The sequence below is a fragment of the Streptomyces sp. NPDC051582 genome (genome assembly GCF_040681715.1).
Lineage (GTDB): Bacteria > Actinomycetota > Actinomycetes > Streptomycetales > Streptomycetaceae > Streptomyces.
In genome coordinates this window covers 252,874-278,231 of sequence record NZ_JBFAZJ010000005.1, presented here as the reverse complement: position 1 = coordinate 278,231, position 25,358 = coordinate 252,874, and the positions used below count along the sequence as shown (strand labels likewise).

Sequence of the window (25,358 nt, the reverse complement as noted above, 5' to 3'; positions counted from 1 at the left end):
CAGTCTCCTCGGGAGGGGATCGGTACGGTCCGAGACTAAGCTGACAGACTGTTCATGGTGGGCTACGCCCCCTATCCGACCGACCCGACGACGACGGAGGCAGCGCGGTGCCCGAAGCCAGGACCCCCGCACAGATCGAGGCGGACATCGTCCGCCGCCGCGAACAGCTCGCCGAGACGCTCGACGAGATCGGCGTGCGCATGCACCCGCAGACGATCATCGGGGACGCGAAGGCCAGGGTCGTCTCGACGGTGGACCAGACGGCCGGTCGTGCCGTCGTCGCCGTGAACCGGCTCCTGACGGACGTGCGCGACGGCCTGCGCCACGAGGACGGCGCCCCCCGCTACGAGCGGATCGCGCCCGTCGCCCTGCTCGCGGCGGGTGTGATCGGCCTGCTCGTGGTCTCGGCGCGGCGCAAGCGCTGATGACCCTGCGGCGTACGGGCGGGGCGCGGGCGGGTAGGTTCGTGGCGTGAGCGACGACACCAGCACCACCACCCACGACAAGCTGCCCATCCGCATGCTGCACGACCGTGTGCTCGTGAAGTCCGACTCGCCGGAGGGCGAGCGGCGCTCGGGCGGCGGCATCCTGATCCCGGCGACCGCTGCCGTGGGCAAGCGGCTGGCCTGGGCCGAGGTGGTCGCGGTCGGACAGAACGTACGCAGCGTGGAGCCGGGCGACCGGGTGCTGTACGACCCGGAGGACCGGGCCGAGGTCGAGGTGCGGGGTGCCACGTACGTGCTGATGCGCGAGCGGGACCTGCACGCCGTGGCCGCGGAGCGGCTGGAAGGGTCCAAGGACTCCACCGGGCTCTATCTGTAAGCGCGTGTAAGCGGCTGTAAGCGCGTGTAAGCGTGCGGCGTCGAGGGGCCGGTGACCGGTGTCACCGGCCCTTTCGCATGGGCTTTGCTACGGTGGTGGAGAACCCCGACGAGACGCGCCGTACCGGGTAGCCGTGGCTGGACGACAAGACGACGCACCCCGTTCGCTCTCGTTCCGGAGGTGCCTGTCATGGCCTGGGTTCTGCTTCTCGTCGCCGGTCTGCTCGAAGTCGGCTGGTCGATCGGTATGAAGTTCACGGAGGGTTTCACCCGGCTGTGGCCCAGCGTGTTCACCGGTGCCGGGATCATCGCCAGCATGGTGCTGCTCTCGTACGCCGCCAAGACGCTGCCCATCGGTACCGCCTACGGCGTGTGGGTGGGCATCGGCGCCGCCGGGGCCGCGGTGCTCGGTATGGCGGTGCTGGGTGAGCCCGTCACCGCCGCCCGGATCTTCTTCATCTGCCTGCTGCTGGTCGCCGTGGTGGGGCTGAAGGCGACTTCCGGTCACTGATCCGCGGCCCCCCTCCAGGGGCCGCCGCTCACTCCAGGTATTCCGAGGACGGGCGGCTGCGCAGGCCGCCCGTCACACCTCCCAGGGTGCCCGCCGTCGAGCCCGTCGTGGTGCCTGCGGTCGTCCCCGCGCTCGTCCCGGCGGAGGTGCCCGCGTCGCCCTGGCCTTCGGTGGTGTCGCCCTCCGGGGTCCGGCCCCCGGTGGTCTGCCCCTGGTTCTGGCCTTGGCTGCGGCCTTGGCTGCGGCCCCCCTCGTCCTGGCCGCCGGTGGGCGGCGTCGGCCGGCCCGGGCGGTTCGGCCGGCTCGGCGGGGCCGGGGACTGCGGGGTGCTCTCGTCCTGCGACGGCTCCGGACTGCTCGGGACGAACGGCGGCGGGGACGGGGCCGCGCCCGGCTGGAGATCGAGGTCGAAGTCCAGGGGGTCGCTGTTCTCCAGGGCCGACTTCGTGTACTGGGCCCAGATCCGGGCCGGGTACCCGCCGCCCCCGATCCGGGCCTCGCCGAGCGCCCCGTACAGGGATTCCAAGGCGCCCGTGTCGGGGTCCTGGCCCATCATCGAGACGACCGTGACCAGGTCCGGGGTGTACGCCGCGAACCAGGCGGAGCGGTCCAGTTCGCCGGTGCCCGTCTTGCCCGCGGCCGGGTGCCCGGCGGCGAGGGCGGCCGTACCGGTGCCGTTGTCGACGACGCTGACCAGCATGGACGTGGTGGTGTCGGCGGCTTCGCGGCTGACGGCCTGCTTGGGGGTGCGGTCGGGCAGGTGGACGTCGTCGTCGCCCTTCTCGATCTTCTCGACGAGGGTGTAGGGGGTGTAGCGGCCGTGGTCGGCGAGGGTCGCGTAGGCCTGGGTCATGTCCAGGACGCTGGCCTGCATGGTGCCCAGCGCCATGGCCGGACCGGCGTCGAAGTTCGGGGTGTCCTCGGGGATGCCGAGGTCGATCGCGGTCTGTTTGACCTTGGCGGTGCCGACGTCGACGACCATCTGCGCGAAGACGGCGTTGACGGAGAGGTCGGTGGCGGTGTTGACGGTGATGTTCCCGTACGAGATCTGCCCCTCGTTCTCGGGGGCGTACGGGGTCCGGGTGCCGACCACGCGGCGCTTGTTGTCGCCGTTGTAGACGGTGTTGGGGGTGATCAGCCGGCCGTCCTGGGTGCGGGAGTCGTTCTCGACGGCGGACGCGAACACGAACGGCTTGAAGGTGGAGGCCACCTGGTAGTCGTGCCGGGTCGCGTTGTTCACGTACTGCTTGGTGTAGTCGATGCCCCCGTACATGGCGACGACCTTTCCGGTGGCCGGGTCGATGGAGACCCCGCCGGCCCGTACGACCCGGTCGGCCTTGTTCTTCTCCGGGTCGAGCTGGCTGACCATCTTCTCGTCGACGGCCTCGACGAAGGCGTTCTGCCGGCGCTTGTCGATGGTGGTGGTGATGCGGTAGCCGCCTTCGGCGAGGGTCTTCTCGTCGAGGATCTTGTGGTCAACGATGTAGTCCTTCACGGCCTCGACGAGATAGCCGCGCTGGCCCGAGAGTCCGGCGGCCGGGCGGACCTTGCCGGGTTCGGGGAAGCGGATGGCGGCCCGCTCGGCCGCCGGCAGCCACTGCTTCTTGACCATGCCGTCGAGTACGTAGTTCCAGCGGGCGAGGGCGCGCTCGCGGCTCTGGGGGTGGGCGACGACGTCGAAGGCGCTGGGGGAGTTGAGGAGGGTGGCGAGGTACGCGCCCTCGGCGGTGGTGAGTTCGTCGACGTCCTTGCCGTAGTAGGCCTGGGCGGCGGCCTGGATGCCGTAGGCGTTGCGGCCGAAGTAGCTGGTGTTGAGGTAGCCCTCCAGAATGTAGTCCTTCGACTTCTCGCGACCGAGCTTGATCGCGATGAAGAACTCCTTGACCTTGCGCTTGATGGTCTGTTCCTGGCCCAGGTAGTAGTTCTTGACGTACTGCTGGGTGATGGTGGAGCCGGACTGGGTGCCCTTGCCGGTCGCGGTGTTCCAGGCGGCGCGGACCATCGCCTTGGGGTCGACGGCCCGTTCGGAGTGGAAGTCCCGGTCCTCCGCGGCCAGTACGGCTTCCTGGACGGTGCGGGGGATCTGCGAGAGCGGGACGTTGACGCGGTTGACCTCGCCGTCGCGGGCGAGCTGGGAGCCGTCGGCGTACAGGTAGAGGTTGGACTGGGCGGTCGCGGCGGCGTTGGCGGGCGGGATGTGGACCAGCAGGTAGCCGGCGACGAACGCGCCGACGATCAGCAGGCCGAGCAGCACGACGGTGGCCAGGACCATGCGCCAGGTGGGGACGGCGCGGCGCCAGCCGGTCCGCTTCCGTTTCCGCTCGGCCTTCTTGGCGGCTCGGCGGGCCCGCCTGTCGCCGTTCGGGTTCTGGGCGTTCTGCGCGTTCTGTGACGTCCGCGGCTGGTGCGGCTGCTGCGGCTGCCGTGCCGGCGCGGGTCCTCCGGGAGGCCCCGGGGGAGAGTCCGGGTCGCGAGGCGTCCAGCCCGGTGGTGGTGACTGGTCGCTCATCGCCAGGACTCCTCGACGCCGTACGAAATATCCACGTCTGTACCTCATGCTGTCTACCCGATTGGCCGCTCATTCCGCGTTGGACGGGCGTAAACCGTTCGCGTGGATCGCCCCTCCGCACTAAGCTCGCGCGCTTTGGCCGACGTAGGAACGACCGGGAAAACGGAGGGATACGGTGCGCCAGGGAACGGCTCGTACGACCGCGGCCGAAGCGGCACGCGCAGCCCGGCTCTATCCGGCCGTCGCGGCCGGCGGATTCCGGCGCTACGCCACCTACGGGACGGCGACGGCCGCGGGGGTGTTCACCAACACCGTCTTCGGCTTCGTCCTCGCGTACACGTACGTCGCGTTGTGGGACGAGCGGCCCGGGCTGGGCGGCTACGACCAGGCACAGGCGCTGACGTTCGTCTGGGTGAGCCAGTCGCTGCTCGCCGCGGGCGCGCTCATCGGCGGCGGGTTCCAGGAGGAGATGCAGGAGCGCATCCGTACGGGTGACATCGCCGTCGACCTGTACCGGCCGGCCGACCTGCAGCTGTGGTGGCTCGCGGCCGATCTGGGGAGGGCGGGCTTCCAGTTGCTCGGGCGCGGGGTCGTGCCCCTGCTGGCGGGGGCGCTGGCCTTCCAACTGGCCCTGCCCGCCGATCCGGTGCGGTGGCTGCTGTTCGCCGTGTCGGTACTGCTCGCGCTGCTGGTCAGCTTCGGGGTGCGGTACCTGCTGGGGCTGGCGGCGTTCTGGCTGATGGACGGGGCCGGGATCAATCTGGTGGCCGTCGTCGCCACGGTCTTCTTCTCCGGGATGCTGCTGCCGCTGACGGTGTTCCCGGGCGGGTTCGGGGAGTTCGTCCGCGTGCTGCCGTGGGCGGCGATGATCCAGGTGCCGCTGGACGTGCTGATGGGCGTGCACGCGGGCGCCGGGGGCGCGGTGCGGGCGCTGGGCTTCCAGTCGGCGTGGGCGCTCGTACTGCTGGGCGCGGGGCGGCTGTTGCAGTCGGCCGCGACACGGAAGGTGGTCGTCCAGGGTGGCTGAGGCCGAGGTAGAGGCAGAGGCGGGGGCAGGGGCAGGGGCAGGGGCGGTGGGGGCGGCGGCGGCAGTCGTTCCGGCGCGGTTCGCGGGGCCGGTCGACGTACCGGTGCGGAACAGGGCCGCGGAGGGGCTGCGCGGCTACGGGCTGATCGTGGCGATGTGGGTCCGGTCGACGATGACGTACCGGACCTCGTTCTTCCTCTCCACCTTCGGGAACGCGGCGATCACGCTCCTCGACTTCGTGGCGATCTGGATCATGTTCTCGCACGTGGACGTGCTCGGCGGCTTCACGCTGCCCGAGATCGCCCTCCTGTACGGGTCCTCCTCCGCCTCCCTGGGCCTGGCGGACCTCCTGCTCGGCAATACGGACCGGATCGGCGTCCGGATCCGCGACGGCTCGCTCGACACCATGCTCGTGCGCCCGGTCCCGGTGCTCGCGCAGGTCGCCGCCGACCGCTTCGCGCTGCGCCGGCTGGGGCGGATCGGGCAGGGGCTGGCGGTGCTGTGCTGGGCGGTCTCGGAGCTGGGCGTGGACTGGACGGCCGGGAAGGTGCTGCTGGTGCCCGTGATGGTGCTGGCCGGGGCGGCGATCTTCGGGGCGGTGATGGTGACGGGCGCGGCCTTCCAGTTCGTCGCCGGGGACGCGGCGGAGGTGCAGAACTCCTTCACGTACGGCGGGAGCACGATGCTCCAGTACCCGCCGACGGTGTTCGCGAAGGACCTGCTGCGCGGGGTCACGTTCATCGTGCCGCTGGCCTTCGTGAACTGGCTGCCGGCCCTCTACGTGCTGGGGCGGCCTTATCCGCTGGGGCTGCCGGGGTGGGTGGCGTTCGTGAGCCCGCTGGTGGCGGTGGTGGTGTTCGTACCCGCGTCGCTGGCGTGGCGCGCGGGACTGCGTTCGTACCGGAGTACGGGGAGCTGAGGGCGGTATGGGAAGCGACGCACTGATCGAGCTGGACGGGGTCGAGAAGGTCTTCGACGTACGGCGCCGGGTGAGTCTGATGCGCCGGGAGAAACGGCAGGTCAGAGCCGTGGACGGGATCAGCTTCGAGGTGGCGCGGGGGGAGGTGGTCGGCTACATCGGGCCCAACGGCGCCGGGAAGTCGACCACGATCAAGATGCTGACCGGCATCCTCACCCCGAGCGGCGGCCGGCTGCGGGTCGCGGGCATCGACCCGGCGCGGGAGCGGATGCGGCTGGCGCACCGGATCGGGGTGGTGTTCGGGCAGCGGACCACGCTGTGGTGGGACCTGCCGCTGAAGGACTCGTACGGGCTGATGCGGCGGATGTACCGGATCCCCGAGGCGCGGTTCAAGGCGAACCTGGAGCGGTGCGTGGACCGCCTCGACCTGGCCGAGCTGCTGGACGTGCCGGTGCGCCAGCTCTCGCTGGGGCAGCGGATGCGCGGGGACATCGCGGCGGCGCTGCTGCACGATCCGGACGTGCTGTACCTGGACGAGCCGACGATCGGGCTCGACGTGGTGAGCAAGGCGAAGGTGCGGGCCTTCCTGCGGCAGCTGAACTCCGAGCTCGGCACGACGGTGCTGCTCACGACGCACGACCTCCAGGACATCGAGCAGCTGTGCGAGCGGGTGATGGTCATCGACCACGGGCGGCTGATGTACGACGGGGTGCTGGCCGGTCTGCACGCGATGGGGGAGGGCGGCGGCGAGCGGACGCTGGTGGTGGACCTGGAGCGGGAGCTTCCGGAGATCAGCGTGGCGGGGGCGCGGGTGGTGAAGGTGGACGGGCCGAGGCAGTGGCTGGCGTTCCCGGCGGGGGCCTCGGCGGCGCCCTTGGTGGCGGAGGTGGCGGCGCGGTATCCGCTGCTGGACCTGTCGGTGCGGGAGCCGGACATCGAGGACGTGATCGCGAGGATGTACGCGGGGCAGGGTTGATCCGGGGAGGGGCAGGGTTAATTCAGGGACGGGCAGGGGCTGTTCCAGGGTTGGGCCCCATACAACTCTTCCCCACGACTACATAGGCTGGTCCCCATGACTGACGAGCGGCCGGAGAAGCCGTTGCCGGAGTTGAGGGCGTCGGACGCCGACCGCGAGCGGGTGGTGGAGCGCCTGCGCGACGCCGTCGCCGAGGGCCGGCTCGACATGGAGGAGTTCGAGGAGCGGCTGGAGGTCGCGTACACGTCGAAGACGTACGCGGAGCTGGAACCACTGACCCGCGATCTGCCCGCGCCGGGCGGGCATCCGATGCCGCTCGCGGCCGCGGCGCCGGCCCCGGTGCCGGCGGACGGCTCGTGGGCCTCGCGGATCGGGGGCGGCGGCGTACCGGCGTCGTCCTCGGCGGCGGTCGCGGTGATGTCCTCGTTCCAGCGCAAGGGCACCTGGACGGTGCCGCCCCGGCTGGACGCGGTGGCGTTCTGGGGCAGCGGTGACCTCGATCTGAGGGAGGCCGGCTTCGCGGAGCGGGAGGTGGTGATCAACTGCATCGCGATCATGGGCGGCATCCAGATCACGGTCCCGCCGGGCGTGGAGGTCGACGTACGGGGCTTCGGCTTCATGGGCGCGTTCGACCAGCGCGACACCCCGGGCCCGGTGGCCCCGGGCGCCCCGAGGGTGATCGTGACGGGCCTGGCCTTCTGGGGCGGGGTGGAGGTCAAGGTCAAACCCCCGAAGCGCCCGAAGTCCCCGGGCGGCGGCCCGAAGCTCCGCAAGGAGCTGTAGGGGCCGGGGGTCCTTGGCGGGGGCGGATCGGCGTGCCGGGAACTCCTGAGGGGTCCCGGGAGTCGGATGCTATGCAGACAAAACCGGCGCCCGGGGGAAGGGAGGCACACGTGGACCACCGCACCAAGGCCGCGGGGACGGGTACGGGTACGGGTACGGGTACGCATACGAATACGGGAACCGGTACGGGTACCGGCATGGGTGCTCGTACGGGTACCGGCACCGGTATCGGGACCGGCACCGGAACCGGCGGGTTCGTGTTCAGCGAGGCCGACGAGGAGCGCCGCCGCGGCGTCCGCCGCATGAAGACCACCGCGACCGGCCTGCTGATGCTGGTGGCGCTGGTCTACGTACTGACCACCTGGGCGGAGCACGCCGGGGCCGGCGCCTGGGCGGGCTACGTCCGGGCCGCCGCCGAGGCCGGCATGGTCGGCGCGCTCGCCGACTGGTTCGCCGTGACCGCGCTCTTCCGGCGCCCGCTCGGCCTGCCCATCCCGCACACCGCGATCATCCCGACCAAGAAGGACCAGCTCGGCGTCTCGCTCGGGGAGTTCGTCGGGGAGAACTTCCTTTCCCCGGACGTGGTCCGCGCCCGCCTCCACGCCCTCGGCATCGGTGGGCGGCTCGGATCCTGGCTGGCCGAGCCCGCGCACGCCGACCGGGTCACCGCCGAGCTGGCCACGGCGCTGCGCGGGGCCCTGACCGTACTGCGCGATTCCGATGTGCAGGCGGTCGTGGGCGAGGCCATCACGCGGCGGGCCGAGACCGCCGAGATCGCACCGGGGATCGGCAAGACCCTGGAGAGGGTCGTAGCGGACGGCGGGCACCGCCGCGTCGTCGACCTCGTCTGCGTCAAGGCCCACGACTGGCTGGTGACGCACGGGGAGTCGGTGATGGGCGCGGTCCAGGGCGGGGCGCCCGGCTGGACCCCGCGGTTCGTGGACCGCAAGGTCGGCGAGCGCGTGTACAAGGAGCTGCTCCGCTTCCTCACGGAGATGCGGGACATGCCGGAGCACCCGGCGCGCGGGGCGGTGGACCGGTTCCTGACGGACTTCGCGGCCGACCTCCAGTCGGACACGGACACCCGGGCCCGGGTGGAGCGGCTGAAGTCCGAGATCCTCCAGCGCGGGGAGGTGCAGGAGGTGATCGCCTCCGCCTGGACCGCGATCCGCGCGATGATCATCTCGGCGGCGGAGGACGAGCACAGCGAGCTGCGGCTGCGGGTCCGGTCCTCGCTGCTGTCGCTGGGCGCGCGGCTGGCCACGGACGGCCGGCTCCAGGACAAGGTGGAGGGCTGGATCGAGGGCGCGGTGGTGTACGTGGTGACCACCTACCGGACCGAGATCACCTCGCTGATCACGGACACGGTGGCCGGGTGGGACGCCGAGCACACGTCGCGGAAGATCGAGGCCCACATCGGCCGGGACCTCCAGTTCATCCGCATCAACGGCACGGTGGTCGGAGCCCTGGCCGGCCTGCTGATCTACACGGTGTCGCAGGCGCTGGGGGCGTAGCGGGGGCCGGGCGCGCGCGGCGCGGCGCCGGGCGGAAGCCGGCCGGGGCGTGGCCCGGCCGGCCCGTACGGGTGCTGCGCGTGGCCCGGCCGGGGCCCGTGGGTCGGCGACCGCCGACCGCCGACCGCCGACCACCGACCGCCGACCGCCGACCGCCGACCACCGACCGCCCGGCCCGTGCGGCTTGCTCAGCCGCGGTCTGCGACGACCCAGGATGCGGTGGCCACGACGGCCGCGGCCCCGAGGACGGCCGGCCAGGCCCCGACCTTCTTGGCCAGCGGGTGCGCGCCCGCGAAGCCGGCGAGGTACAGCGCGCCCAGCCCGGCCGCCGCGGGGGTGCCGCCGCGCCGGTGCCATTCCCGCCCGGCGGCCAGTCCGGCGGCGCCGAGCACGACACCGCCCAGCGGGCGCTTCTTGGTCCACCGGGCGACGGCGTACCCGCCGACCAGTCCGGCGGCCGCCACTGCGGAACTCGGTACGCGCGCCATGCCCAACTCCTTCAAATCGTCTGATCTCACTGGTATTACCACGAGGCTGCGAGACTACGAGGCCACGAGGTTAACGCGGCGGTTTGACCACCCGGCGGGCGCCCAGCGCCCCCAGGACCAGCACCGCTCCGCCGATCACGCCGTCCGGTACGGCGTCCTTGACGGCGCGCGGCAGCAGTGCCACCACGCCCAGGACGAGGAGGAAGGCGAGCACGCACCGGCCGGCCGCCCGAATCAGTCTGTCCACGGGCTGCTCAACGCGGCGCGGCGGCCGTCGACACGGAAGAGGCGGAGGGGATTTGTCGCACACTCGCCGGATCCGTGCGATACGTGCCTTCCGGAACCCGACCGGCATAAATTGGCTCTCCCACCCCCAAAGGGTAAAACGGGAAGAAGAATGAGGAGCTCGGACATCGTGATCTGCTACGGACAGGCCGTCCTCGACCTCGCGGACGAACTGGTCGACGCCTATGCCGACGTCTTCTCCGCCCCGCCGTGGAACGAGGACGCAGAAACCATTCGCCAATTCTCGGTCCGCCTCCAGGCGGACGCCCGGCGCCGTGGTTTCCGTACGGCCCTCGCCCAGTCCGCGGCCGGCATCGACGGCTTCGCCACGGGCTGGATCACCCCTGCGACCTTCCCCAAGGACCGCGGGTACGCCCAGGTCGCGGCGCAGCTCGGCCCGGCGCGGGTGCGGGAACTCCTGACGGGGGCGCTGGAGATAGACGAGCTCGCCGTACGCCCGTACGCGCGCGGCCACGGCACCGGCCGGGCCCTGCTCACCGAGATCACGGCCGACGCCCCGGACGGGCGGGCCTGGCTGCTGACCTCCCGGCTGGCCACCGACACCGTGGCCACGTACCGCCGCCTGGGGTGGCACGAGGTCACGTCCCGCCCGGGCACGCAGACGGGCGTGATCGTCTTCCTCTCGCCGGAGCACCCGGGCCGCTGACGGGCCCCGGGCGGGGTGTCGGCGCCCCGGGACAGGGCATACCGCCGGCATGATCACCACACGCCAGACCAAGCAGCAGGACCAGGACCAGGACCAGGACCAGGACCAGGACCAGGACCAGGACCAGGAGCAGGAGCAGGAGCAGGAGCAGGAGCAGGAGCAGGAGCAGGAGCAGGAGCAGGACCAGGCGCCGAAGCCGCGGCCGACGCACCGGGACCCGCACCGGGAACCGAACCGGGCGGCGGCGCGGACGGTGCGGACGGTGCGGACGGCGCGCAGGCAACTCAACCTGGCCACCCGCCACCAGCTCGCCGCCTCCGGGATCCCGGACGGCACGATCACCTCCCGCACCCGCCCGGGCGGGCCCTGGCAGCGCTTACTGCCCCGGGTCTACCTCCTCCAGACCGGCCCCCCGGACCACCGCCAACGCGCCCTCGCCGCCGTCCTGTACGCCGCCGAACCCGCCGCCGACCCGCTCTCCGGAGACACGGCCGTCCTCACGGGCGGCGCCGCCCTGGCGCTCCTCGGCATCCGCGACGTCCCGCACACCCCGGCCGACGTCCTGATCCGCGCCCCGCGCCGGCTCACCGGCACCCCGGGGGTCCGCCCGCTGGCCACCGCGCGCTGGCCGCGCACCATCGCGGTGTCCGGCGTCCCGAGCACCCGGCCCGTGCGCGCGGCGGCCGACTTCGCCTCCCGGGCCGGCGACCCCGCACGGATCCGCTCGACGCTGGCCCATGTCGTCCAGGCCGGCTGGTGCCACCCGCAGGACCTGCACGCCGAGCTCCGCGCCGCCCGGCTCCTCACCCGCCCGGCGATCCGCGCCGCCGCGTCGGAACTCGTCGCGGGGGTCCGCTCGATCGCCGAGGCCCTGGCCCGGGACACCCTGACGGCGACGGACCTGCCGACCCCGCTGTGGAACGCCCGCCTGTACACCCCGGACGGCGCCTTCCTGGCGAGCCCGGACGCGTACTGGCCGGACGAGGGCGTGGCCCTGGAGATCGACTCGGCGGAGTACCACTACACGCGCGACGCCTGGCACGCCACCCTCCACCGCCGCCTGCGCCTGGAGTCCCACGGCATCCTGGTGGTCAGCGCGACCCCGTCGATGATCCGGGACACCCCGGAGGAGGTCGTCGCAGCCCTCCGCACCCTCCTCACCCTCACGACCCCCCGCCCCACCCCACCCACGGCCCAAGCCCGCGGCCACCAACAGCTCCCCCTCTTCCCAGGTGCTGGCTGACGCCTGGGTAACGGAGTGTTCGGAGTGGTCCGGGCGATGCCGCACACTAGATGAGGTCGTTGTCAGTGGGGTCTGTCACCCTCTGTGATAGCTGGTGGCACAGGGCACCAGCGGGGTACGTGTTCGAAGGAGGGTGCATGACCGGCACTGAGGCTGTTTTCACCTCGATTGAGATCTGTGCTGGAGCCGGCGGTCAGGCCATCGGACTGCATCAGGCCGGTTTCAGGCACCTGGCGCTCGTGGAGATCGACGCGTATGCGGTCGGGACACTGCGGGCGAACATCGACGCGCAGCCGGAGTGGAGCTGGGAGAAGGCGCACTGCGATCTCCTTCCCCCGACAGACGTCAAGCTCTTCGAACCCGACACGGACCTGCCGAAGAGCGGCGAGCTGCTGCAGCGCGGTCTCGATCTTCTGGCTGGCGGAGTTCCCTGCCCGCCGTTCTCGCATGCGGGCAAGCAGCTTGGCAAAGACGACGACCGTGATCTCTTCCCGCGGATGCTGCAACTGGTCGAGCAGCTCCAGCCCCGTGCCGTGATGATCGAGAACGTGCGCGGGATCATGGACCCCAAGTTCTCCGACTACCGCGACTGGATCATGGCGCGGCTGCAGGGGGGCGACTACCGCGAAGAGGACGGGCAGCTGGCCCATACCCGAGGCCTCGGCTACACGGTGTGCAAGTGGGATGTCCTGGAGGCCAGCGACTTCGGGGTGCCGCAGCTGCGTCCGCGCGCCATTCTGGTCGCCATCCGCAATGACGTACTCAAGGATCTGAAGTACGAGTGGCCGTCGCCCACCCACGAGGACCCGGTGAGCGTGGCAGCTGCGCTTGAGGAGACCATGCGCGAGCGGTACGGACGCTACTTCGACGGCGCCCAGGGGGAGCTCGCTCGCAAGAAGTTCGACACCTGGCTTGAGACGGCCAGGGGCCGTGACGCCGAGTTGAAGAGCAAGGGGGGCGGCATCGCGCCCACGCTCGTCGGTGGTTCCAAGAAGCATGGAGGGGCCGACCTCGGCCCGAGTCGCGCCAAGGCGTCCTGGAAGCAACTCGGTGTCTCCGGACTCGGCGTGGCCAATGACATCGCTACCTGTGAGAAGAAGGGATCCGAGGCCAGGGATCTTTTCGGGCCCGACGGGCCGATGCTCACGGTCCAGCAAGCGGCGATCATCCAGGGCTTTCCCCGGGGCTGGCAGTTCACTGGCGGTAAGACCGCGCAGTACCGGCAAGTGGGCAATGCCTTCCCGCCGCCAGTCGCCGCGGCAGTGGGCAAGTCGATCATCGAGTTGCTCAAGGCGGCCCGTGAGCGGGACCAGGAGCAGGCGTAGTCAGGCCGTGCCCGCACCGGTTCCGCGTCGGCGCTTCTCCACCTCGGCCGCGATCCGGACGGCACAGTCGGCAGCGGCTTCGTGCTCCCAGAACCGGAGCACCGTCCAGCCAGCTTCCTGGAGACGCTGGTTGGTGTCCCGGTCGCGTGCCATGTTCCCGGCAACCTTGGCGGACCAGTAGCCAGGGTTCGTCTTCGGAGACACGTAGTGCTCTGGGCAGCCGTGCCAGTAGCAGCCGTCGATGAACACGGCCACCTTCGCCGGCCCGAAGACAATGTCGGCGGTCCGGCGAAGGTCCTTGACGGGCCGCGCTGCCACGCGGTAGCGCAGCCCTTGCGCGTGCAGCATGCTGCGGATCAGCCGTTCCGGCTTGGTGTCACGGCTACGGATCGCCTGCATGTTCCGGCGTCGCGCCGCTGACGACGCCCATGATCCCTCGGGAGGCGTCCACGGGTCGCTCATGTCTTCAGAGCCCGGTCGTGGCGGATGCCGTGTGGGCGGGGAGGAGCGGTGCCGGAGTTACAGGGTCCCCGTTCTCAGCCAGCGACCAGGCGCCCCCGTCGATGACGGCGAACGGCCTGCTGTCTCCCGGGACGCTCGGGACGACGCGGGCGCTGACGAAATCGCCCTCCTGCGGTACTGGGAGCGCGAGCTGCCGCGCGATCTCCTGGTGGGCGCGGTAGTCGCCCATGATGATGATGCCCTCGCGGCGGAGCGAGGACCTGGAACCGCCGTTTCCCCGGACTCGTTTCATGTAGTCCTTCTGCTGGGCAACGGTGCGTACGACGTTCCGTCCTATCCGGCGGCGCTGAGCACGCCGGAACAGCTCGTTGAGCCTGGCCTGGCCGGACTTCTCGGCGAATACGGCTTCACGGTCAGCAGGGTCCATGTGGAGCAGCGTGTTCTCAGGGAGCACGGCATCGCGCCAGAGCCAGAGGATCTTCGTGCGGTGCTCCGCCTTCACGGTCAGTTTCATGTCCCGGTTGCTTCCTCCGTTCAGCAACTCGGGAACGATCCGGAGGAGGCCGGCACTCCACAGGCTCTCGGAGTCGTTAGCCCAGACGAGCAGGCATAGGTGGCCCACCGCCTCCGGGGGGATCATCCAGCCGCCGAACTGCTGTGAGTACTTGCAGTCGACGTCCACGCCGCCGATCCGGTAGTCCATGTCCACGCCGTCCTCGAACGCGAACTCGCGCTGGAGGTTGATCTCGACGACCGTCCCGGCGTGGGTCTTCTCCGTCTTGAACAAGGACTTCCAGTCGTACCGGCCGGTCACTTCGCCGTTCAGCAGCTGATCGATCGTGTCTCTCAGCACTGTGGCGAACCGTTGGCCGGCGGGGTCGAGCCGGCGCAGGTGGGCGTGGACCAAGGCCAGTTCAGGGTCGTCCTGGGGCGGCGCCTGGCCCTGGATGATCACGGCGGCGGAAATGTCCGGAGACAGCAAGCGGACCACCTGTCTGGCGAAGGGGGGCGGTCCCGGAGGAGCCGACCGCAGGATGACAGCGAGCTTACCGGCGGTCAGCGCGGCCGGGGTGTCTGCCCGCAGCCTCAGGTGCCGGCTCCGAGCACCAAGCTGAGCAACAGGAACGCCAGGGTCAGGGTTCCGGCGAAGGCGACGGAGCCCATGATGATCGCCCCCGCTGCCGACCGGTTGTCCCACCGCGCCAGCGCGACCGCGGCTCCGGCGACGATCAGTGCGAGCACCACGGCGATGGCGATCGTGAGGAACAGAACGGACAACGAGATGTTCAGCATGGAACGGTCAACTCCATTGAAGTGAAAGGGGGAAGGCATGGGTGCGGGACCCCCCGAACGGCGCCTGGGCAGGAAGGTGAGGCGGAGCCGTGACGACCTTGCTCCGCGATGCCGGAATCCGGCAGAGGTGGTGACGAGCGGGGGTGTGCCTGTTCGCTACGGCTGTCCGCCACCTCCTCGGGGCAGGGCGGCCCGCAGGACGAGGTCAGCCTGGACGCTGAGGCCGGTGCGGATCAGGGTGATCGCCAGCCGCATGGTTTCCTCGTGTCCGCGCTCGCGACCGCCGAGCAGGAGCGCTTCCCCGAGTGCGGAGTGTCCGCTGGCGTACAGATCAGCGGCAGCGAGGCTGAGTTCCCCGTGTGTGAGTGACTTGCTGGCGGACCAGGCGATGCCGATGACTCCACGGCGGTCACCGGCGGACTGGGCCGCACGCAAGGCGCGTGCCGTTTCCCCGGCCTTTCCGTTCTCCCTGCTGTGCCGGTCCAGCGCCGGTCTCCGCGCCGGATCCGCGCCGGACGGGCTGCACGTGCCGGACTCGGGCTGGGCGGACGGGGCAGAGAGGGTGGCCGCTGCCATCCGCTCTGCCGCGCAGATATCGCCGCTCTCCCAGGGGGGAACGGGGCGCGCGTTCCGCCGGGCCGCGGACTTCCGGAGCCGTTCAAGGTGCTCCAGCTGGTCCGGGACCGCGGCGGCGCTGCGGCGCACGGCGTCGTAGATCGCCCCGAGCGTGACGGCGGAGGGCACACGGCGCCCCGTCCAGTAGTTGGACAAGGTGCTCAGCGGGATGCCGAGGTGCTTGGCGCGAGCCCCCTGTTTTCCCATGGACATGGCGGATATGAGGCTGCGGAAGCTCGCCACGTACTTCTCCCGTGCCGGGCTGCAGCCGGGCCAATAGGCGCTGCCGACCTGACCCGCGACCGCCATGAGACCTCCTGGTTACAGATTTTGATGGAGGATCAGTCTTTCTTGATCAAGGGTGGAGTGCGCAAGTGGTAAACCCCGGATTTCAGGAGTAGCTGTTTGCGTTCCCTGCGTCCGCGGCGGGGCGGTGTTTGCGTTTCCTGCGCCGTAGTGAGGAAGGTGTTTGCGTTACGGCGCAAACACCCGAATGGGCTTGATCCTCATGGTGGGCTGCCCGCGAGAATGGGGCTCTGTTGCTGAGTGCCGGTCCAGGAACAGTCGACCGGTGAACGCTACTTAGGGGATAGATCGTGACCATTGCAGACATTCCGTCGTGGCGTAGTGCAAAACTCTCAACGATGGTCCGCTGCGCGCTGTGGCTGGTTACCGAGGTCGGCGTGGGGGAGGTTTTCACGAAGACTCAGCTGAGAGAGGCATTTCCGGAGACCTCGCAGATCGACCGCCGCATGCGTGATCTGCGAGACCGTGGCTGGCGCATTTCCACCAATCGGGAGGACGCGAGCCTGACTCCGAGCGAGCACCGTTTCGTGGAGATGGGGGCGGAAGTCTGGAAGCCCGGACAGTCGAGGGTCAAGCCGGCGGCGGTGGTGTCGGCTCCGCAGCGGCGTGAGACCCTCGACCGTGACGATCACCTGTGCCGCGTATGCGGGATCGCGGCCGGCGAGGCGTACGACGGCGGAATCGAAACCGCCCAGCTGGACCTCGCGCGCCGGGAGGTCACTGGCCCAGGCGGCACGAGCGTCCAGCTGGTCACTGAGTGTCGTCGGTGCCGGATCGGCGGCCGTGGCCGGCAGACCGACCTGAGCGGCGTACTCGATCGCCTGGATCAGATGAGCCAGGTCGAGCGGGAGCACTTTGCGCAGTGGGTAGCCGAAGACCGGAGGGACTTCAGTCTCCTGGAGCGGCTGTGGGGTGAGTACCGGAGCCTGCCGGCGGAGTCGCGCGGGACGGTTCGCCAGGTGCTCAACCAGCCGTAACGACAGCGTGCGGGATGGTCGGCAGCATGACGGGCGGACGCCCGAGTCAAGGAGATCTGTGGAGATGCTGAACTTCAATCTTCCGCCGGACGCCGCGGCGAACGCGGAGTTCGTCGCACGCCGGCTCAAGGAGTCTGCGGAGGCTGACGGTGCCAGGGAGACCGTCACCGTCGACTGGAACGGCCGGCCGCTTCACGTCGACGTGATCGACGTGCCGCTCCGCTCCCTCTACTACAACCCGGCGACTCACCGGATCAGGGCGCAGCGGGGCCATGACCCGCAGTTCGCGCGCGGCCTCGACGAAGACCCCTGGAGCCCGGAAAGCCAGGAGTACCTCCACCGCCTTCTCGTCGGCAAGCCGGCAAATCCTGACGAGGTCGATCCCGACTTCGAAACCCTTGCAGCCAGCCTCAAGTCCGTGGACCAGCTGGAACCGGGGCTGATCACGCACGAAGGCATCCTGGTCAACGGCAATACCCGTGCAGCCGCACTCCGGCAGCTGAAGCGCCCGTCGATCAGGGTGGGCGTGCTGCCTCCGTCCTTCACGTGGGAAGACATCAACGCGGTCGAGCTCGCCCTTCAGCTCCGGCCCGATGAGCGTCGCGACTACTCGTACATCAACCGTCTGATCGCGATGGAAGAGCAGGAGCTGATGGGCCGTGACGCAGCCGACATCGCCCGTGCCTTCCACGTTCAGGTCAAGACGTTCAAGCAGGAACGCTGGATCCTGAGCGTCATCAAGGACATGATCGACCGGAGCAGCACACCAGAGGGTGGGCAGCTGGCGCTGTCCGACTTCGAAGGGCACCAGGAGAACCTCAAGGAGCTGCACCGCACCTACATGAAGGTGTCGGCCGCCAGCCAGGAGCGAGCCGAGCAGGTCAAGGAAAACAGGATCGTTGCCATCCTCCTGGACTTCGCAAAGACGAAGACCCGCCTCATCGGCGCGGAGTTCCAGACGGACTACCTGGAGGACAACCTGCCGGACCTCCTGACCGCTGACGCCGGCGAAGCGCCGTCAGCGGTCGTGATCCCCGGGCTCGGCGTGTCGGTTCCAGCCGCGTCCGATCCCGTACGTCAGGCCCGTGCGGCAACTGACCGGGTGCTGCGGGCCAGGGCTTTGGAATCGGCTCGCCATCTCACCCCCGAGGTCCGGGAAGCCGCTCAGCGGGAAGTGACCGAGGCCCGCAGGGGAATGCGGCGTGCGCTCGACGAGGCGGAGCGCGACGACCGGCTCAAGCGCGTCAGGCAGACCACCGCAGAGCGGCTGGACGACGCTCGGGCCGCGATCGAGCAGAGCGTCGTTGACCTCGTGCAGGCGCTGGGGAAGGACAGCCTCGATGAGGAGAGCTTCGACAATGCACTGCTGCGGCTGAAGGGGAGCATGACGAAGCTGGCGCGCCAGGCCAGCCGCGGCGTGACCACTCCCGGCAGCGGCGTCAACTGGCTGATCAAGGCGAGCGAGGGCTGACGGTGCTCGACACGGTGGAACCGTCGCTCCGGCTGGGCTTCGACGAAACCAGAACGAAGGTTGTGTTCCGGGCCCTCCCCGGAGAGCAGAGCCATCTCGTCCGGCTGATCGCGCGGTTCGACAGCGGCAGCCAGCGGGGAAATCTCGCCGCGGAAGTAGATCTCGAAGACTTCTTGTCCCGTCTTACCCTGCTCGGTCACTGGCACGATCCGGCTGGTGTGTCCTTCGCGCCGGACCTCAAGGAACTCGCCGCGGCGTCCGTACGTGATGCCCAGGCGGTCGAGGAGCGCCTCAAGGCCGGCAGCCAGGGCCAGGACGTCAGAGGGCTGGTGGCCGAGTCTGCCGTTTCCGGGATGCTGGGAGACTCCTGGACAGCGCCCCTCACGGACTTCCAGACACGTGACATCGCGAAACTGCTGTCCCTGACGCACGGAGCGAACTTCAGCGTGCCCGGTGCGGGGAAGACCCGCACGGCCCTGGCGGTATACGCGGCGCTGCGTCAGTCCGGCTCGGTACGGCGCATGCTCGTCGTCAGCCCCAAATCCGCATACGAGGCATGGCGCGACGAGGCCGATCTGTGCTTTGCCGAACCCCCCGTGGTACGTGTCTTCAAGCGCTGGCCCGACAACGACGCGGAAATACTGCTCGTCAACTACGAGCGGCTGAGCCGTTACCAGACACAGCTCGCGGACTGGCTCAGCATGGGCCACGCCATGATGGTGCTGGACGAGGCCCACCGGATGAAGCTCGGAGTCAGGGGAACGTACGGAGCCACATGCATGGCGCTGGGGCCACTGGCCAGCCACCGTCTGATCCTGACCGGTACGCCCGCGCCGAACGGCGCCAAGGACCTGGAAAGCTTGCTGTCCTTTGTATGGCCGGGGCACGGGCGGAGCGCAGTGGACAGAGCCGTGGCCGGCGGAGACCTCGCACATGCGAGCAGGGTTCTGCGGCCGCTGTTCACACGCACGACGAAGAACGAGCTGGGGCTGCCACCGGTCGATGTCCGCGTCAAGTACGTCGACCTCCCGGAAGCGCACCGCAGGCTGTACTCGGCGCTGCGCAATCAGCTGACCGGGCTGGCTTCCAGGGAACAGGAGGAGTTCACCAGACTGGGCAAGGTCCTCGTTTATCTCATGATGGCGAGCACCAACCCGGCGCTGCTGGAATCAGGGCTGGACCGCTACGAGCCCCTGCCGTTCTATGTGCCGCCCCTGCGCCCCTCGGATGATCTTCCTCTGAAGGAGCTCATGAGGGACCTGCCAAGGTATGAGAGCTCACCTAAGTACGAGGCCGTTCTGCAGACGGTCTCCGACAACGCACGCGCCGGACGCAAGACCCTCGTATGGTCCACGTTTGTGAGGAACCTGACCACGCTCGCGGGGGTGCTGGGCAGGTACAGGCCGGCCGTGGTGCACGGGGCAACGCCGGATCGGGACGAGGAGATCCGACGGTTCCGTGAGGACCCCGAGTGCATGGTCCTGCTGTCCAATCCCGCGACATTGGGTGAAGGGATCAGCCTTCATCACGTGTGCCACGACGCGGTCTATGTGGACAGGGACTTCGCAGCGGGCCGGTTCTTGCAGAGCCTCGACCGGATCCACAGGCTGGGACTCGCCTCCGATACGCAAACGCGTGTCACGGTCCTCCTCGCACGCGGCACCATCGACGGAATCGTCCATGACCGGCTCGGCCACAAGCTGGAGTTCATGGGCAAGATCCTCGATGACCCGCTGGTGCAGGAGCTGGCGGACCCGGAGGAAGACGTGACCCCCTGGGGCATGGACGCCGCAGACCTTCACGCCCTGATCACTCACTTGGGCGAGCTGTCCGGCTGACACCCCGGACAGCCCGGCCGTCTTGAACTCTGGTGACCCGTGCCTACAGCCCGCCGTGGCATTCGGAGTAGGGCTTGCCCGAGGTGCACCAGCAGGGGGTGTTCGGGGTGGGGGGCCAGGGGGTGGCCTTGCCTCGGGCGGCCAGGGTCGTCGCGTACTCCGGGAGGAGGGAGGGGGAGGCCGGGGAGGTCTTCTCCGATGCCGCGAAGGCCTCGTACGAGGGGACGCTGGCCGTGACGATGCCCAGGTTCGTCGTGCCCGAGGCGGCCAGGGCGCGCAGCGACGACTCGATGTGCGTGAGGTGCGCCGCGTGCGAGGGGTACTCCGCCGACAGGGTCGGGTACGAGGTGAGGAGCTCGGCCAGTTCGCGGGCGGGCCAGTGCAGGATCGCGACGGGGAACGGGCGGGAGAGGGCGGCGCGGCGGTCGCCCAGTTCGGCGCGGAGGCGGGCGATCTCGGCGCGCAGCTCGGCCGGGTCGTCGGAGCCGAGGGCCCAGATGCGCTTGGGGTCGTGCAGCTCGTCCAGCGGGATCGGGCCGATGTGGCGGGTGTCGGCGACCATGTCCCACTCGTCGTGCGGGAGCCCGAGGAGGCGGCGGACGCGGTGGCGGCCCGTCAGGAGGGCCGTGGTGGCCTGGGTGAGGGGCGCGTTCTCCGTGATGAGGAGGGTGGCGGCCTCGGTGAAGCACTCCTCCGAGGCGGTCAACTCGTCGTGCGTCTCCAGGGTTTCCGCGATGACCTCCCAGGGGGCCGGGTCCGCGGGCGCCGCCGCGCGGATGCCCTGGATGAGGGCGCGGGCCTCGGCCTCGTGGCCGTACTCCCACAGGTTCGCCGCCTGGAGCGCCTTGATCAGGTGCGGATCGGCGGGTGAGGAGGCGAGGAGTTGGTCGTACAGCGCGCTGGCGCGGTCCCGGGCGTCACCCAGTTCGAGGTGGGCCGCGGCCTGGAGGAGCAGGGGCTCCTGGTCCTCGGGGTAACGGGTCGCCGTGCGGATGAGGCGCTCGGCTTCGGCGATGTGCTCGGCAGGCGTGTCAGGGCGCATGGTTCACACCGTACTGCCCTGGTCTGTTGACGGGGGAGGTCTTAAGGTGCGGCCCGTGCGGGATCACATGCGTGTGGTGGTGCAGGGGGGCGGTCGGGGCGGGCGGCGGCCCGGTCTCGCCGGGGTGCTGTGGGGCGCCGCCGAACTGACCGTCACGGTGGGAGTGGTGGTGTTGCTGCTGGTGGTGCACCAGGTGTGGTGGACCAATCGGCAGGCCCTCGCCGGCGCCCGTGAGGAGGTCCGGGAGCTGGAGAGGCGGTGGACCGTTCCTTCCGATTCCGCTTCCGCTTCCGATCCTGATTTTGATTCCGATCTTGATTCCGGTGCGGGTGCGGGTGCCGGTGCCTCCGCGGGTCCGCTGCCTTCCGGGGCGCCGGCCGTTTCCGCCTCCCGGACCCCGGCGCCCGCGAAGGAGTCCGCGTACGGGGTCCTGCGGATCCCGCGGCTCGGGGTCGTCGTGCCCGTCGCGCAGGGCGTCGACAAGCGGGCCGTGCTGGACAGGGGGTACGCCGGGCACTACCCGGGGACCGCGCAGCCCGGGGCGCAGGGGAACTTCGCGCTCGCCGGGCACCGCAACACCCACGGCGAGCCGTTCCGGTACATCAACCGGCTGCGGGCCGGGGACGAGCTGATCGTCGACGTGCGGGGGCAGCGGTACACCTACGTCGTGGGCAGGACGCTGGCGCAGACCAGCGAGCGGGACACCGGTGTGATCGCGCCGGTGCCGCGCAGTACGGTCCGGCCGGAGTACGGGTACGACGAGCCCGGCGCCTACATCACCCTCACCACCTGCACGCCCGAGTACACCTCCAAGTACCGGCTGGTGGTCTGGGGAACCATGAAGAGGTAGACCGCGTTCTTGGTTGTGGTGGGTAGGGACCGGATCTTGGGAGGGGGCTCGGCAATGGCGCGGATCGATCGTGGGCGGCTGCTGATGGCCCTGCTCCTGTTCGCCGGGGTCGTAGGGCTCCTCGGGCTGTTCGCCGGGGAGGGCGGGCTGGGCGCCGTCGTGGTCGCCCTCGCCGCCACCGTCGCCGTGGGGGCCGCCGCCCTGGCCGCCCGGCTCGTACGGCCCGTGCCGCCCCACCGCATACGCACCGCGATACGCGATCGCGAGCAGCGCACGGCGTTCCTGCCGCAGCGCGATCCCGATGCCTCGGGCCGGTCGCGGCCCAGGGCGCCCGGTCGTCTCGTCCTGACGGCCGCGTAGGGGCACCGCTTTCCCTTCATCCCTTCTGTTCGTCGTCGTGCCCCTCGTGGTCGTCGCGCCGAAAAGCACCTCTTTCGACGTTGACGAGACCCCTCGGAGGGCCCGCGTGTCCGTTTTCACCCATCTTGTTGCAGAGCTGAGCCGGCTCCTGGAGCCCGTGCTCGCCGAGTCCGCGACCGCTGCCGCGATCGTGCTGTTCACCGTGCTCGTACGGCTCGCCCTGCATCCGCTGAACAGGGCCGCCTTCCGCGGTGCGACCCCGATGGCGGGCTTGCTGCCCGTGCTGCTCCAGCTTCCGGTGTTCTTCCTCATGTACCGGGCCTTCTCCTCCGGTGAACTGCTCGACCACCGGCTGTTCGCCGCACCGCTCGGGGCGAAGTGGGCCGATGCCCTCGGGGCGGGCGGCCTCCTCGGTGCGCAGGGGCTGGTGTTCCTGGGGCTGTTCGCGGCCATCGCGGTGGTCGCCGCCTGGAGTGCCGTACGGGGACGGCGTGCCGCGGCCGAGGCCCCCGCCCCGGCCGCCGTCGCCAATGTGAGCGCCGAGCAGCAGGAGGCGCTGCGCAAGCTGGGCGGCGTACTGCCGCTGCTGTCGTTCGGGACGCTGATCACCGCGGCCCTGGTGCCGCTGGCCGCCGGGCTGTACCTGGTGACCACCACCGCCTGGTCCGTGGCGGAGCGGGCCTGGCTCCAGCACCGCCGGCGTTCCAGTCTGTGAACAGGGTCTTGCGGATTGGCCGGACATCTTGGAGGATCAACCAATTCTCCGATGGCCGCAACCCATCGGCAGGCCCCGGGCTCGCCCATGGGCCGACCACTCACGACCACGGGAGAATGCCCATGAAGCTGCTGCGTGTCGGACCGGTCGGGGCCGAGCGCCCCGCGCTGCTCGACCAGGACGGGACCCTGCGGGACCTGTCCGGCCTGATCACGGATGTGGACGGCGCCCTGCTCGCCGACGACTCCGTGCTGTCCCGGGTACGGGACGCGGCGGCGTCCGGCGACCTTCCCGTCCTGGACGCGGAGGGCCTGCGGACCGGCGCGCCGGTCGGCCGGATCGGCAAGATCGTGGGCATCGGGCTGAACTACTTCGGGCACGCCGCCGAGATCGGCGCGGAGCCGCCGGCCGAGCCCATCCTCTTCCTCAAGGCCGCGGACACCGTGGTCGGCCCGGACGACACCGTGCTGATCCCGCGCGGCAGCGTGAAGACCGACTGGGAGGCCGAGCTCGGCGTCGTCATCGCCAGCACCGCCCGCTACCTGTCGTCCGCCGCGGAGGGTCTGGCCCACGTGGGTGGATACACGCTGGTGAACGACGTATCGGAGCGCGAGTTCCAGATCGAGCGCGGCGGCACCTGGGACAAGGGCAAGAACTGCGAGACGTTCACCCCGCTCGGCCCCTGGCTGCTCACCGCCGACGAGGTCGCGGACCCGCAGGTCCTGGACGTGAAGCTGTGGGTCAACGGAGAGCTCAAGCAGGACGGCAACACCGCCGACCAGATCTTCCCGGTCGGCGAGGTCGTGCGGTACCTGAGCCAGTTCATGACGCTGTACCCGGGCGATGTCATCGTCACCGGCACCCCCGCGGGCGTGGCCATGGGCCAGCCGGAGCCGAAGCCGTACCTGCGCGCCGGTGACGTCGTGGAGCTGGAGATCGACGGCCTCGGCCGCCAGCGCCAGGAGTTCAAGGGCGCGTAGGTCCCGATCGGTCACGGGTGAGGGGGCGCGGCGGCATCGGCCGCCGCGGCCCCTCACGTACAGCCGCGTGAGCGTACGACCCGCGGGTCAGTCCTTCTTGGAGGTGCGGCGGCGGCGGTTGGCGAAGACCAGGCCGGCGCCCGCGCCGAGCGCGGCGGCGCCGCCGCCGGCGATCAGCGCGGTCTGGGTGCCCGTGCTCGCGAGCGCCCCGCCCGTACCGCCCGCCGCGGTCATGTGGGTGCTGCCGACGGACGTGGTGGCTCCGGTGGTGGTTCCGGTGGCGGTTCCCGTCTTGGTTCCCGTCGTGGTTCCCGTGGTGCCGGTCTGCTGGACGCCGTCCTTGCCCGCGTCCGGTTTGCCGGTCTGCGTGTCGCCCGCGGCCCTGTCCTTGTCGCGGGCCGTGAACTGCCCGGTCTTCAGGAACTCGGCGCGGTCCGCGGGCGTGCCGTTGATCGCGGTGATCGCGGCCTTCTTCAGCTCCGGACCGGCCTTGTCCAGCATCGCCCAGATCAGGACCATGTTGTCGTCGTCGCGCAGCTCGTGCTGCGTGGTCGTCATGAAGGTGCGCAGCTCCGCCGGGGTCGGCTTCCCGTTCAGGAGCTTGACGATGCCCTCCTTGAGGCCCGGGCCGGCGCCGCCCAGCATCGTGAACAGCGCCACCCGGTCGTCCACCGCCCGGATCTCGTGCTGCCCGTTCGCGACGAACTCGCGGACCTCCTCGGGCGTCCCGCCGTCCAGCAGCCGGTCGACCGCCTCGGTGATGCCCCGGCCCGCGCCGTCGAGCATCCGCAGCATCTCGAACCTGTCGTCCTCGAAGCGGGCGGTGTGCTGCCCGTGCTCCAGGAACTCGGTCAGCGCGGCCTGGGTATCCGCCTTGAGGGCGGCCTTGCCGGCCTTCTGCACGGCCCGGCCACCGGCGTTGACGATCTGGGAGACCCGTACCTGATCGTCGGAGAACTGCTCCCGGGCCCACTCCACGTCCAGGAACTTCCGCATGGCTCCGGCCGATCCCTTGAGCGCCTTCTCGGCGGCCGCCCGCACGCCCGGCCCGCTCGCCGGATCCGCGAGGATCGCCTGGACGGCGGCCCGTTCCTTCCCGGCCCGGGCGTCGTCGGCGGGCTTCTCGGCCGGCTTCTCGGCCGGGTTCTCCACCGTCCCGGCCTCCGCCCCCGTTCCCGCCGGGGCCGCCCCCGTTCCCGCCGGGCCCGTCGCCGGCCCGTCGGCCGCCGCGCCCGCCGCCCGCTCCGGCACGGCCGGTGCGGCCGGCGAAAGGGAGTCGGCGGCGAAGGCCGGAGACGCGAGCAGGACGGCCGGGGCTATCGCGGCGGCGGCGACGGCCGATGCGATCCGGGGCAGCTTCACAGACAGGTTCCGTTCTTCA

Annotated in this window: 27 protein-coding genes and 1 riboswitch; of the genes, 18 read left to right on the top strand and 9 right to left on the bottom strand. The window is 70.4% G+C overall.

Going from position 1 to position 25,358, the window contains the following annotated elements; translation table 11 throughout:
- The first annotated feature begins 107 nt into the window (after positions 1-107).
- From AB0M92_RS10255 to AB0M92_RS10245, 3 genes are all read left to right on the top strand, one after another.
- Complete coding sequence (locus AB0M92_RS10255; protein ID WP_366101641.1) at positions 108-425, top strand: DUF3618 domain-containing protein; 318 nt, start codon at positions 108-110, stop codon at positions 423-425.
- Positions 426-519: 94 nt separating this feature from the next.
- Entirely contained in the window at positions 520-822 is a 303-nt protein-coding gene (locus AB0M92_RS10250; protein WP_048475576.1) for a co-chaperone GroES, read from the top strand.
- Between the two features lie 77 nt (positions 823-899).
- A riboswitch (guanidine-III (ykkC-III) riboswitch) is annotated at positions 900-981 on the top strand.
- Positions 982-1,011: 30 nt separating this feature from the next.
- Positions 1,012-1,332, top strand: coding sequence for a multidrug efflux SMR transporter (locus AB0M92_RS10245; RefSeq protein ID WP_048475570.1), 321 nt, complete (start codon positions 1,012-1,014; stop codon positions 1,330-1,332).
- 28 nt (positions 1,333-1,360) lie between these two features.
- Here the strand turns inward: AB0M92_RS10245 and AB0M92_RS10240 are convergent, their stop codons facing one another.
- The gene (locus tag AB0M92_RS10240; RefSeq protein WP_366101664.1) at positions 1,361-3,604 is read right to left on the bottom strand and encodes a transglycosylase domain-containing protein; all 2,244 of its coding nucleotides are present in this window, start codon (positions 3,602-3,604) and stop codon (positions 1,361-1,363) included.
- 412 nt (positions 3,605-4,016) lie between these two features.
- Here AB0M92_RS10240 and AB0M92_RS10235 point away from each other — a divergent pair, with 412 nt between their 5' ends.
- The 5 genes from AB0M92_RS10235 (at position 4,017) to AB0M92_RS10215 (ending at position 9,060) form a co-directional block, all read left to right on the top strand.
- Positions 4,017-4,868: an ABC-2 family transporter protein gene (locus AB0M92_RS10235; protein WP_366101640.1), complete on the top strand. Its 852-nt coding sequence runs from the start codon at positions 4,017-4,019 to the stop codon at positions 4,866-4,868.
- A 103-nt stretch (positions 4,869-4,971) separates the two neighbouring features.
- Entirely contained in the window at positions 4,972-5,787 is an 816-nt protein-coding gene (locus AB0M92_RS10230; protein WP_366101663.1) for an ABC transporter permease, read from the top strand.
- A 7-nt stretch (positions 5,788-5,794) separates the two neighbouring features.
- Entirely contained in the window at positions 5,795-6,763 is a 969-nt protein-coding gene (locus AB0M92_RS10225) for an ATP-binding cassette domain-containing protein (protein WP_366101639.1), read from the top strand.
- A gap of 96 nt (positions 6,764-6,859) precedes the next feature.
- Positions 6,860-7,546, top strand: a complete 687-nt coding sequence (locus tag AB0M92_RS10220; protein ID WP_366101638.1) for a DUF1707 domain-containing protein — start codon at positions 6,860-6,862, stop codon at positions 7,544-7,546.
- 197 nt (positions 7,547-7,743) lie between these two features.
- Positions 7,744-9,060 (top strand): DUF445 domain-containing protein, encoded by a 1,317-nt coding sequence (locus AB0M92_RS10215; protein ID WP_366101662.1) that lies wholly within the window; start codon positions 7,744-7,746, stop codon positions 9,058-9,060.
- Positions 9,061-9,248: 188 nt separating this feature from the next.
- On the opposite strand, the gene AB0M92_RS10210 is transcribed toward AB0M92_RS10215, so the two are convergent.
- Positions 9,249-9,548, bottom strand: a complete 300-nt coding sequence (locus AB0M92_RS10210; RefSeq protein ID WP_030297991.1) for a hypothetical protein — start codon at positions 9,546-9,548, stop codon at positions 9,249-9,251.
- A gap of 70 nt (positions 9,549-9,618) precedes the next feature.
- Complete coding sequence (locus tag AB0M92_RS10205; RefSeq protein WP_165937233.1) at positions 9,619-9,795, bottom strand: hypothetical protein; 177 nt, start codon at positions 9,793-9,795, stop codon at positions 9,619-9,621.
- A gap of 150 nt (positions 9,796-9,945) precedes the next feature.
- Here AB0M92_RS10205 and AB0M92_RS10200 point away from each other — a divergent pair, with 150 nt between their 5' ends.
- The 3 genes from AB0M92_RS10200 (at position 9,946) to dcm (ending at position 13,068) form a co-directional block, all read left to right on the top strand.
- The gene (locus AB0M92_RS10200) at positions 9,946-10,500 is read left to right on the top strand and encodes a GNAT family N-acetyltransferase (RefSeq protein WP_366101637.1); all 555 of its coding nucleotides are present in this window, start codon (positions 9,946-9,948) and stop codon (positions 10,498-10,500) included.
- 49 nt (positions 10,501-10,549) lie between these two features.
- Entirely contained in the window at positions 10,550-11,743 is a 1,194-nt protein-coding gene (locus tag AB0M92_RS10195; protein WP_366101636.1) for a hypothetical protein, read from the top strand.
- A gap of 137 nt (positions 11,744-11,880) precedes the next feature.
- The gene (gene dcm, locus AB0M92_RS10190) at positions 11,881-13,068 is read left to right on the top strand and encodes a DNA (cytosine-5-)-methyltransferase (protein WP_366101635.1); all 1,188 of its coding nucleotides are present in this window, start codon (positions 11,881-11,883) and stop codon (positions 13,066-13,068) included.
- Here the strand turns inward: dcm and AB0M92_RS10185 are convergent, their stop codons facing one another.
- The 4 genes from AB0M92_RS10185 to AB0M92_RS10170 all read right to left on the bottom strand — a co-directional run bounded on the left by AB0M92_RS10185 (position 13,069) and on the right by AB0M92_RS10170 (position 15,747).
- Positions 13,069-13,530 (bottom strand): very short patch repair endonuclease, encoded by a 462-nt coding sequence (locus tag AB0M92_RS10185; protein WP_366101634.1) that lies wholly within the window; start codon positions 13,528-13,530, stop codon positions 13,069-13,071.
- A gap of 4 nt (positions 13,531-13,534) precedes the next feature.
- Positions 13,535-14,512: a NaeI family type II restriction endonuclease gene (locus AB0M92_RS10180; RefSeq protein ID WP_366101633.1), complete on the bottom strand. Its 978-nt coding sequence runs from the start codon at positions 14,510-14,512 to the stop codon at positions 13,535-13,537.
- Positions 14,513-14,616: 104 nt separating this feature from the next.
- Positions 14,617-14,823: a hypothetical protein gene (locus AB0M92_RS10175; RefSeq protein WP_366101632.1), complete on the bottom strand. Its 207-nt coding sequence runs from the start codon at positions 14,821-14,823 to the stop codon at positions 14,617-14,619.
- Positions 14,824-14,979: 156 nt separating this feature from the next.
- The gene (locus AB0M92_RS10170) at positions 14,980-15,747 is read right to left on the bottom strand and encodes a hypothetical protein (RefSeq protein ID WP_366101631.1); all 768 of its coding nucleotides are present in this window, start codon (positions 15,745-15,747) and stop codon (positions 14,980-14,982) included.
- A gap of 287 nt (positions 15,748-16,034) precedes the next feature.
- Here AB0M92_RS10170 and AB0M92_RS10165 point away from each other — a divergent pair, with 287 nt between their 5' ends.
- From AB0M92_RS10165 to AB0M92_RS10155, 3 genes are all read left to right on the top strand, one after another.
- Positions 16,035-16,721, top strand: a complete 687-nt coding sequence (locus AB0M92_RS10165; RefSeq protein WP_366101630.1) for a hypothetical protein — start codon at positions 16,035-16,037, stop codon at positions 16,719-16,721.
- A gap of 64 nt (positions 16,722-16,785) precedes the next feature.
- Positions 16,786-18,192: a transcriptional regulator gene (locus AB0M92_RS10160; protein ID WP_366101661.1), complete on the top strand. Its 1,407-nt coding sequence runs from the start codon at positions 16,786-16,788 to the stop codon at positions 18,190-18,192.
- Between the two features lie 2 nt (positions 18,193-18,194).
- On the top strand, positions 18,195-20,030 hold the full coding sequence (locus AB0M92_RS10155; protein WP_366101628.1) for a DEAD/DEAH box helicase: 1,836 nt from the start codon (positions 18,195-18,197) through the stop codon (positions 20,028-20,030).
- Positions 20,031-20,073: 43 nt separating this feature from the next.
- On the opposite strand, the gene AB0M92_RS10150 is transcribed toward AB0M92_RS10155, so the two are convergent.
- Positions 20,074-21,072, bottom strand: a complete 999-nt coding sequence (locus AB0M92_RS10150; protein WP_366101627.1) for an SEC-C metal-binding domain-containing protein — start codon at positions 21,070-21,072, stop codon at positions 20,074-20,076.
- 55 nt (positions 21,073-21,127) lie between these two features.
- Here AB0M92_RS10150 and AB0M92_RS10145 point away from each other — a divergent pair, with 55 nt between their 5' ends.
- The 4 genes from AB0M92_RS10145 (at position 21,128) to AB0M92_RS10130 (ending at position 23,977) form a co-directional block, all read left to right on the top strand.
- On the top strand, positions 21,128-21,922 hold the full coding sequence (locus tag AB0M92_RS10145; protein WP_366101625.1) for a class E sortase: 795 nt from the start codon (positions 21,128-21,130) through the stop codon (positions 21,920-21,922).
- 84 nt (positions 21,923-22,006) lie between these two features.
- Positions 22,007-22,282 (top strand): DUF6412 domain-containing protein, encoded by a 276-nt coding sequence (locus AB0M92_RS10140; RefSeq protein ID WP_048475630.1) that lies wholly within the window; start codon positions 22,007-22,009, stop codon positions 22,280-22,282.
- Positions 22,283-22,388: 106 nt separating this feature from the next.
- A complete protein-coding gene (locus tag AB0M92_RS10135) occupies positions 22,389-22,997 on the top strand; it encodes a YidC/Oxa1 family membrane protein insertase (protein WP_366101624.1) in 609 nt (202 codons plus the stop codon).
- Between the two features lie 122 nt (positions 22,998-23,119).
- Entirely contained in the window at positions 23,120-23,977 is an 858-nt protein-coding gene (locus AB0M92_RS10130; RefSeq protein WP_366101623.1) for a fumarylacetoacetate hydrolase family protein, read from the top strand.
- An 87-nt stretch (positions 23,978-24,064) separates the two neighbouring features.
- On the opposite strand, the gene AB0M92_RS10125 is transcribed toward AB0M92_RS10130, so the two are convergent.
- Complete coding sequence (locus AB0M92_RS10125) at positions 24,065-25,339, bottom strand: ALF repeat-containing protein (protein WP_366101622.1); 1,275 nt, start codon at positions 25,337-25,339, stop codon at positions 24,065-24,067.
- Positions 25,340-25,358 lie beyond the last annotated feature (19 nt).

Coding starts and splice junctions, on each gene's coding strand:
- AB0M92_RS10250 (WP_048475576.1), top strand. CDS start 520: ATGCTGCACGACCGTGTGCTCGTGAAGTCCGACTCGCCGGAGGGCGAG.
- AB0M92_RS10245 (WP_048475570.1), top strand. CDS start 1,012: ATGGCCTGGGTTCTGCTTCTCGTCGCCGGTCTGCTCGAAGTCGGCTGG.
- AB0M92_RS10240 (WP_366101664.1), bottom strand. CDS start 3,604: ATGGTCCTGGCCACCGTCGTGCTGCTCGGCCTGCTGATCGTCGGCGCG.
- AB0M92_RS10225 (WP_366101639.1), top strand. CDS start 5,795: ATGGGAAGCGACGCACTGATCGAGCTGGACGGGGTCGAGAAGGTCTTC.
- AB0M92_RS10220 (WP_366101638.1), top strand. CDS start 6,860: ATGACTGACGAGCGGCCGGAGAAGCCGTTGCCGGAGTTGAGGGCGTCG.
- AB0M92_RS10215 (WP_366101662.1), top strand. CDS start 7,744: ATGGGTGCTCGTACGGGTACCGGCACCGGTATCGGGACCGGCACCGGA.
- AB0M92_RS10210 (WP_030297991.1), bottom strand. CDS start 9,548: ATGGCGCGCGTACCGAGTTCCGCAGTGGCGGCCGCCGGACTGGTCGGC.
- AB0M92_RS10200 (WP_366101637.1), top strand. CDS start 9,946: ATGAGGAGCTCGGACATCGTGATCTGCTACGGACAGGCCGTCCTCGAC.
- AB0M92_RS10195 (WP_366101636.1), top strand. CDS start 10,550: ATGATCACCACACGCCAGACCAAGCAGCAGGACCAGGACCAGGACCAG.
- dcm (WP_366101635.1), top strand. CDS start 11,881: ATGACCGGCACTGAGGCTGTTTTCACCTCGATTGAGATCTGTGCTGGA.
- AB0M92_RS10185 (WP_366101634.1), bottom strand. CDS start 13,530: ATGAGCGACCCGTGGACGCCTCCCGAGGGATCATGGGCGTCGTCAGCG.
- AB0M92_RS10175 (WP_366101632.1), bottom strand. CDS start 14,823: ATGCTGAACATCTCGTTGTCCGTTCTGTTCCTCACGATCGCCATCGCC.
- AB0M92_RS10170 (WP_366101631.1), bottom strand. CDS start 15,747: ATGGCGGTCGCGGGTCAGGTCGGCAGCGCCTATTGGCCCGGCTGCAGC.
- AB0M92_RS10160 (WP_366101661.1), top strand. CDS start 16,786: ATGCTGAACTTCAATCTTCCGCCGGACGCCGCGGCGAACGCGGAGTTC.
- AB0M92_RS10150 (WP_366101627.1), bottom strand. CDS start 21,072: ATGCGCCCTGACACGCCTGCCGAGCACATCGCCGAAGCCGAGCGCCTC.
- AB0M92_RS10140 (WP_048475630.1), top strand. CDS start 22,007: ATGGCCCTGCTCCTGTTCGCCGGGGTCGTAGGGCTCCTCGGGCTGTTC.
- AB0M92_RS10130 (WP_366101623.1), top strand. CDS start 23,120: ATGAAGCTGCTGCGTGTCGGACCGGTCGGGGCCGAGCGCCCCGCGCTG.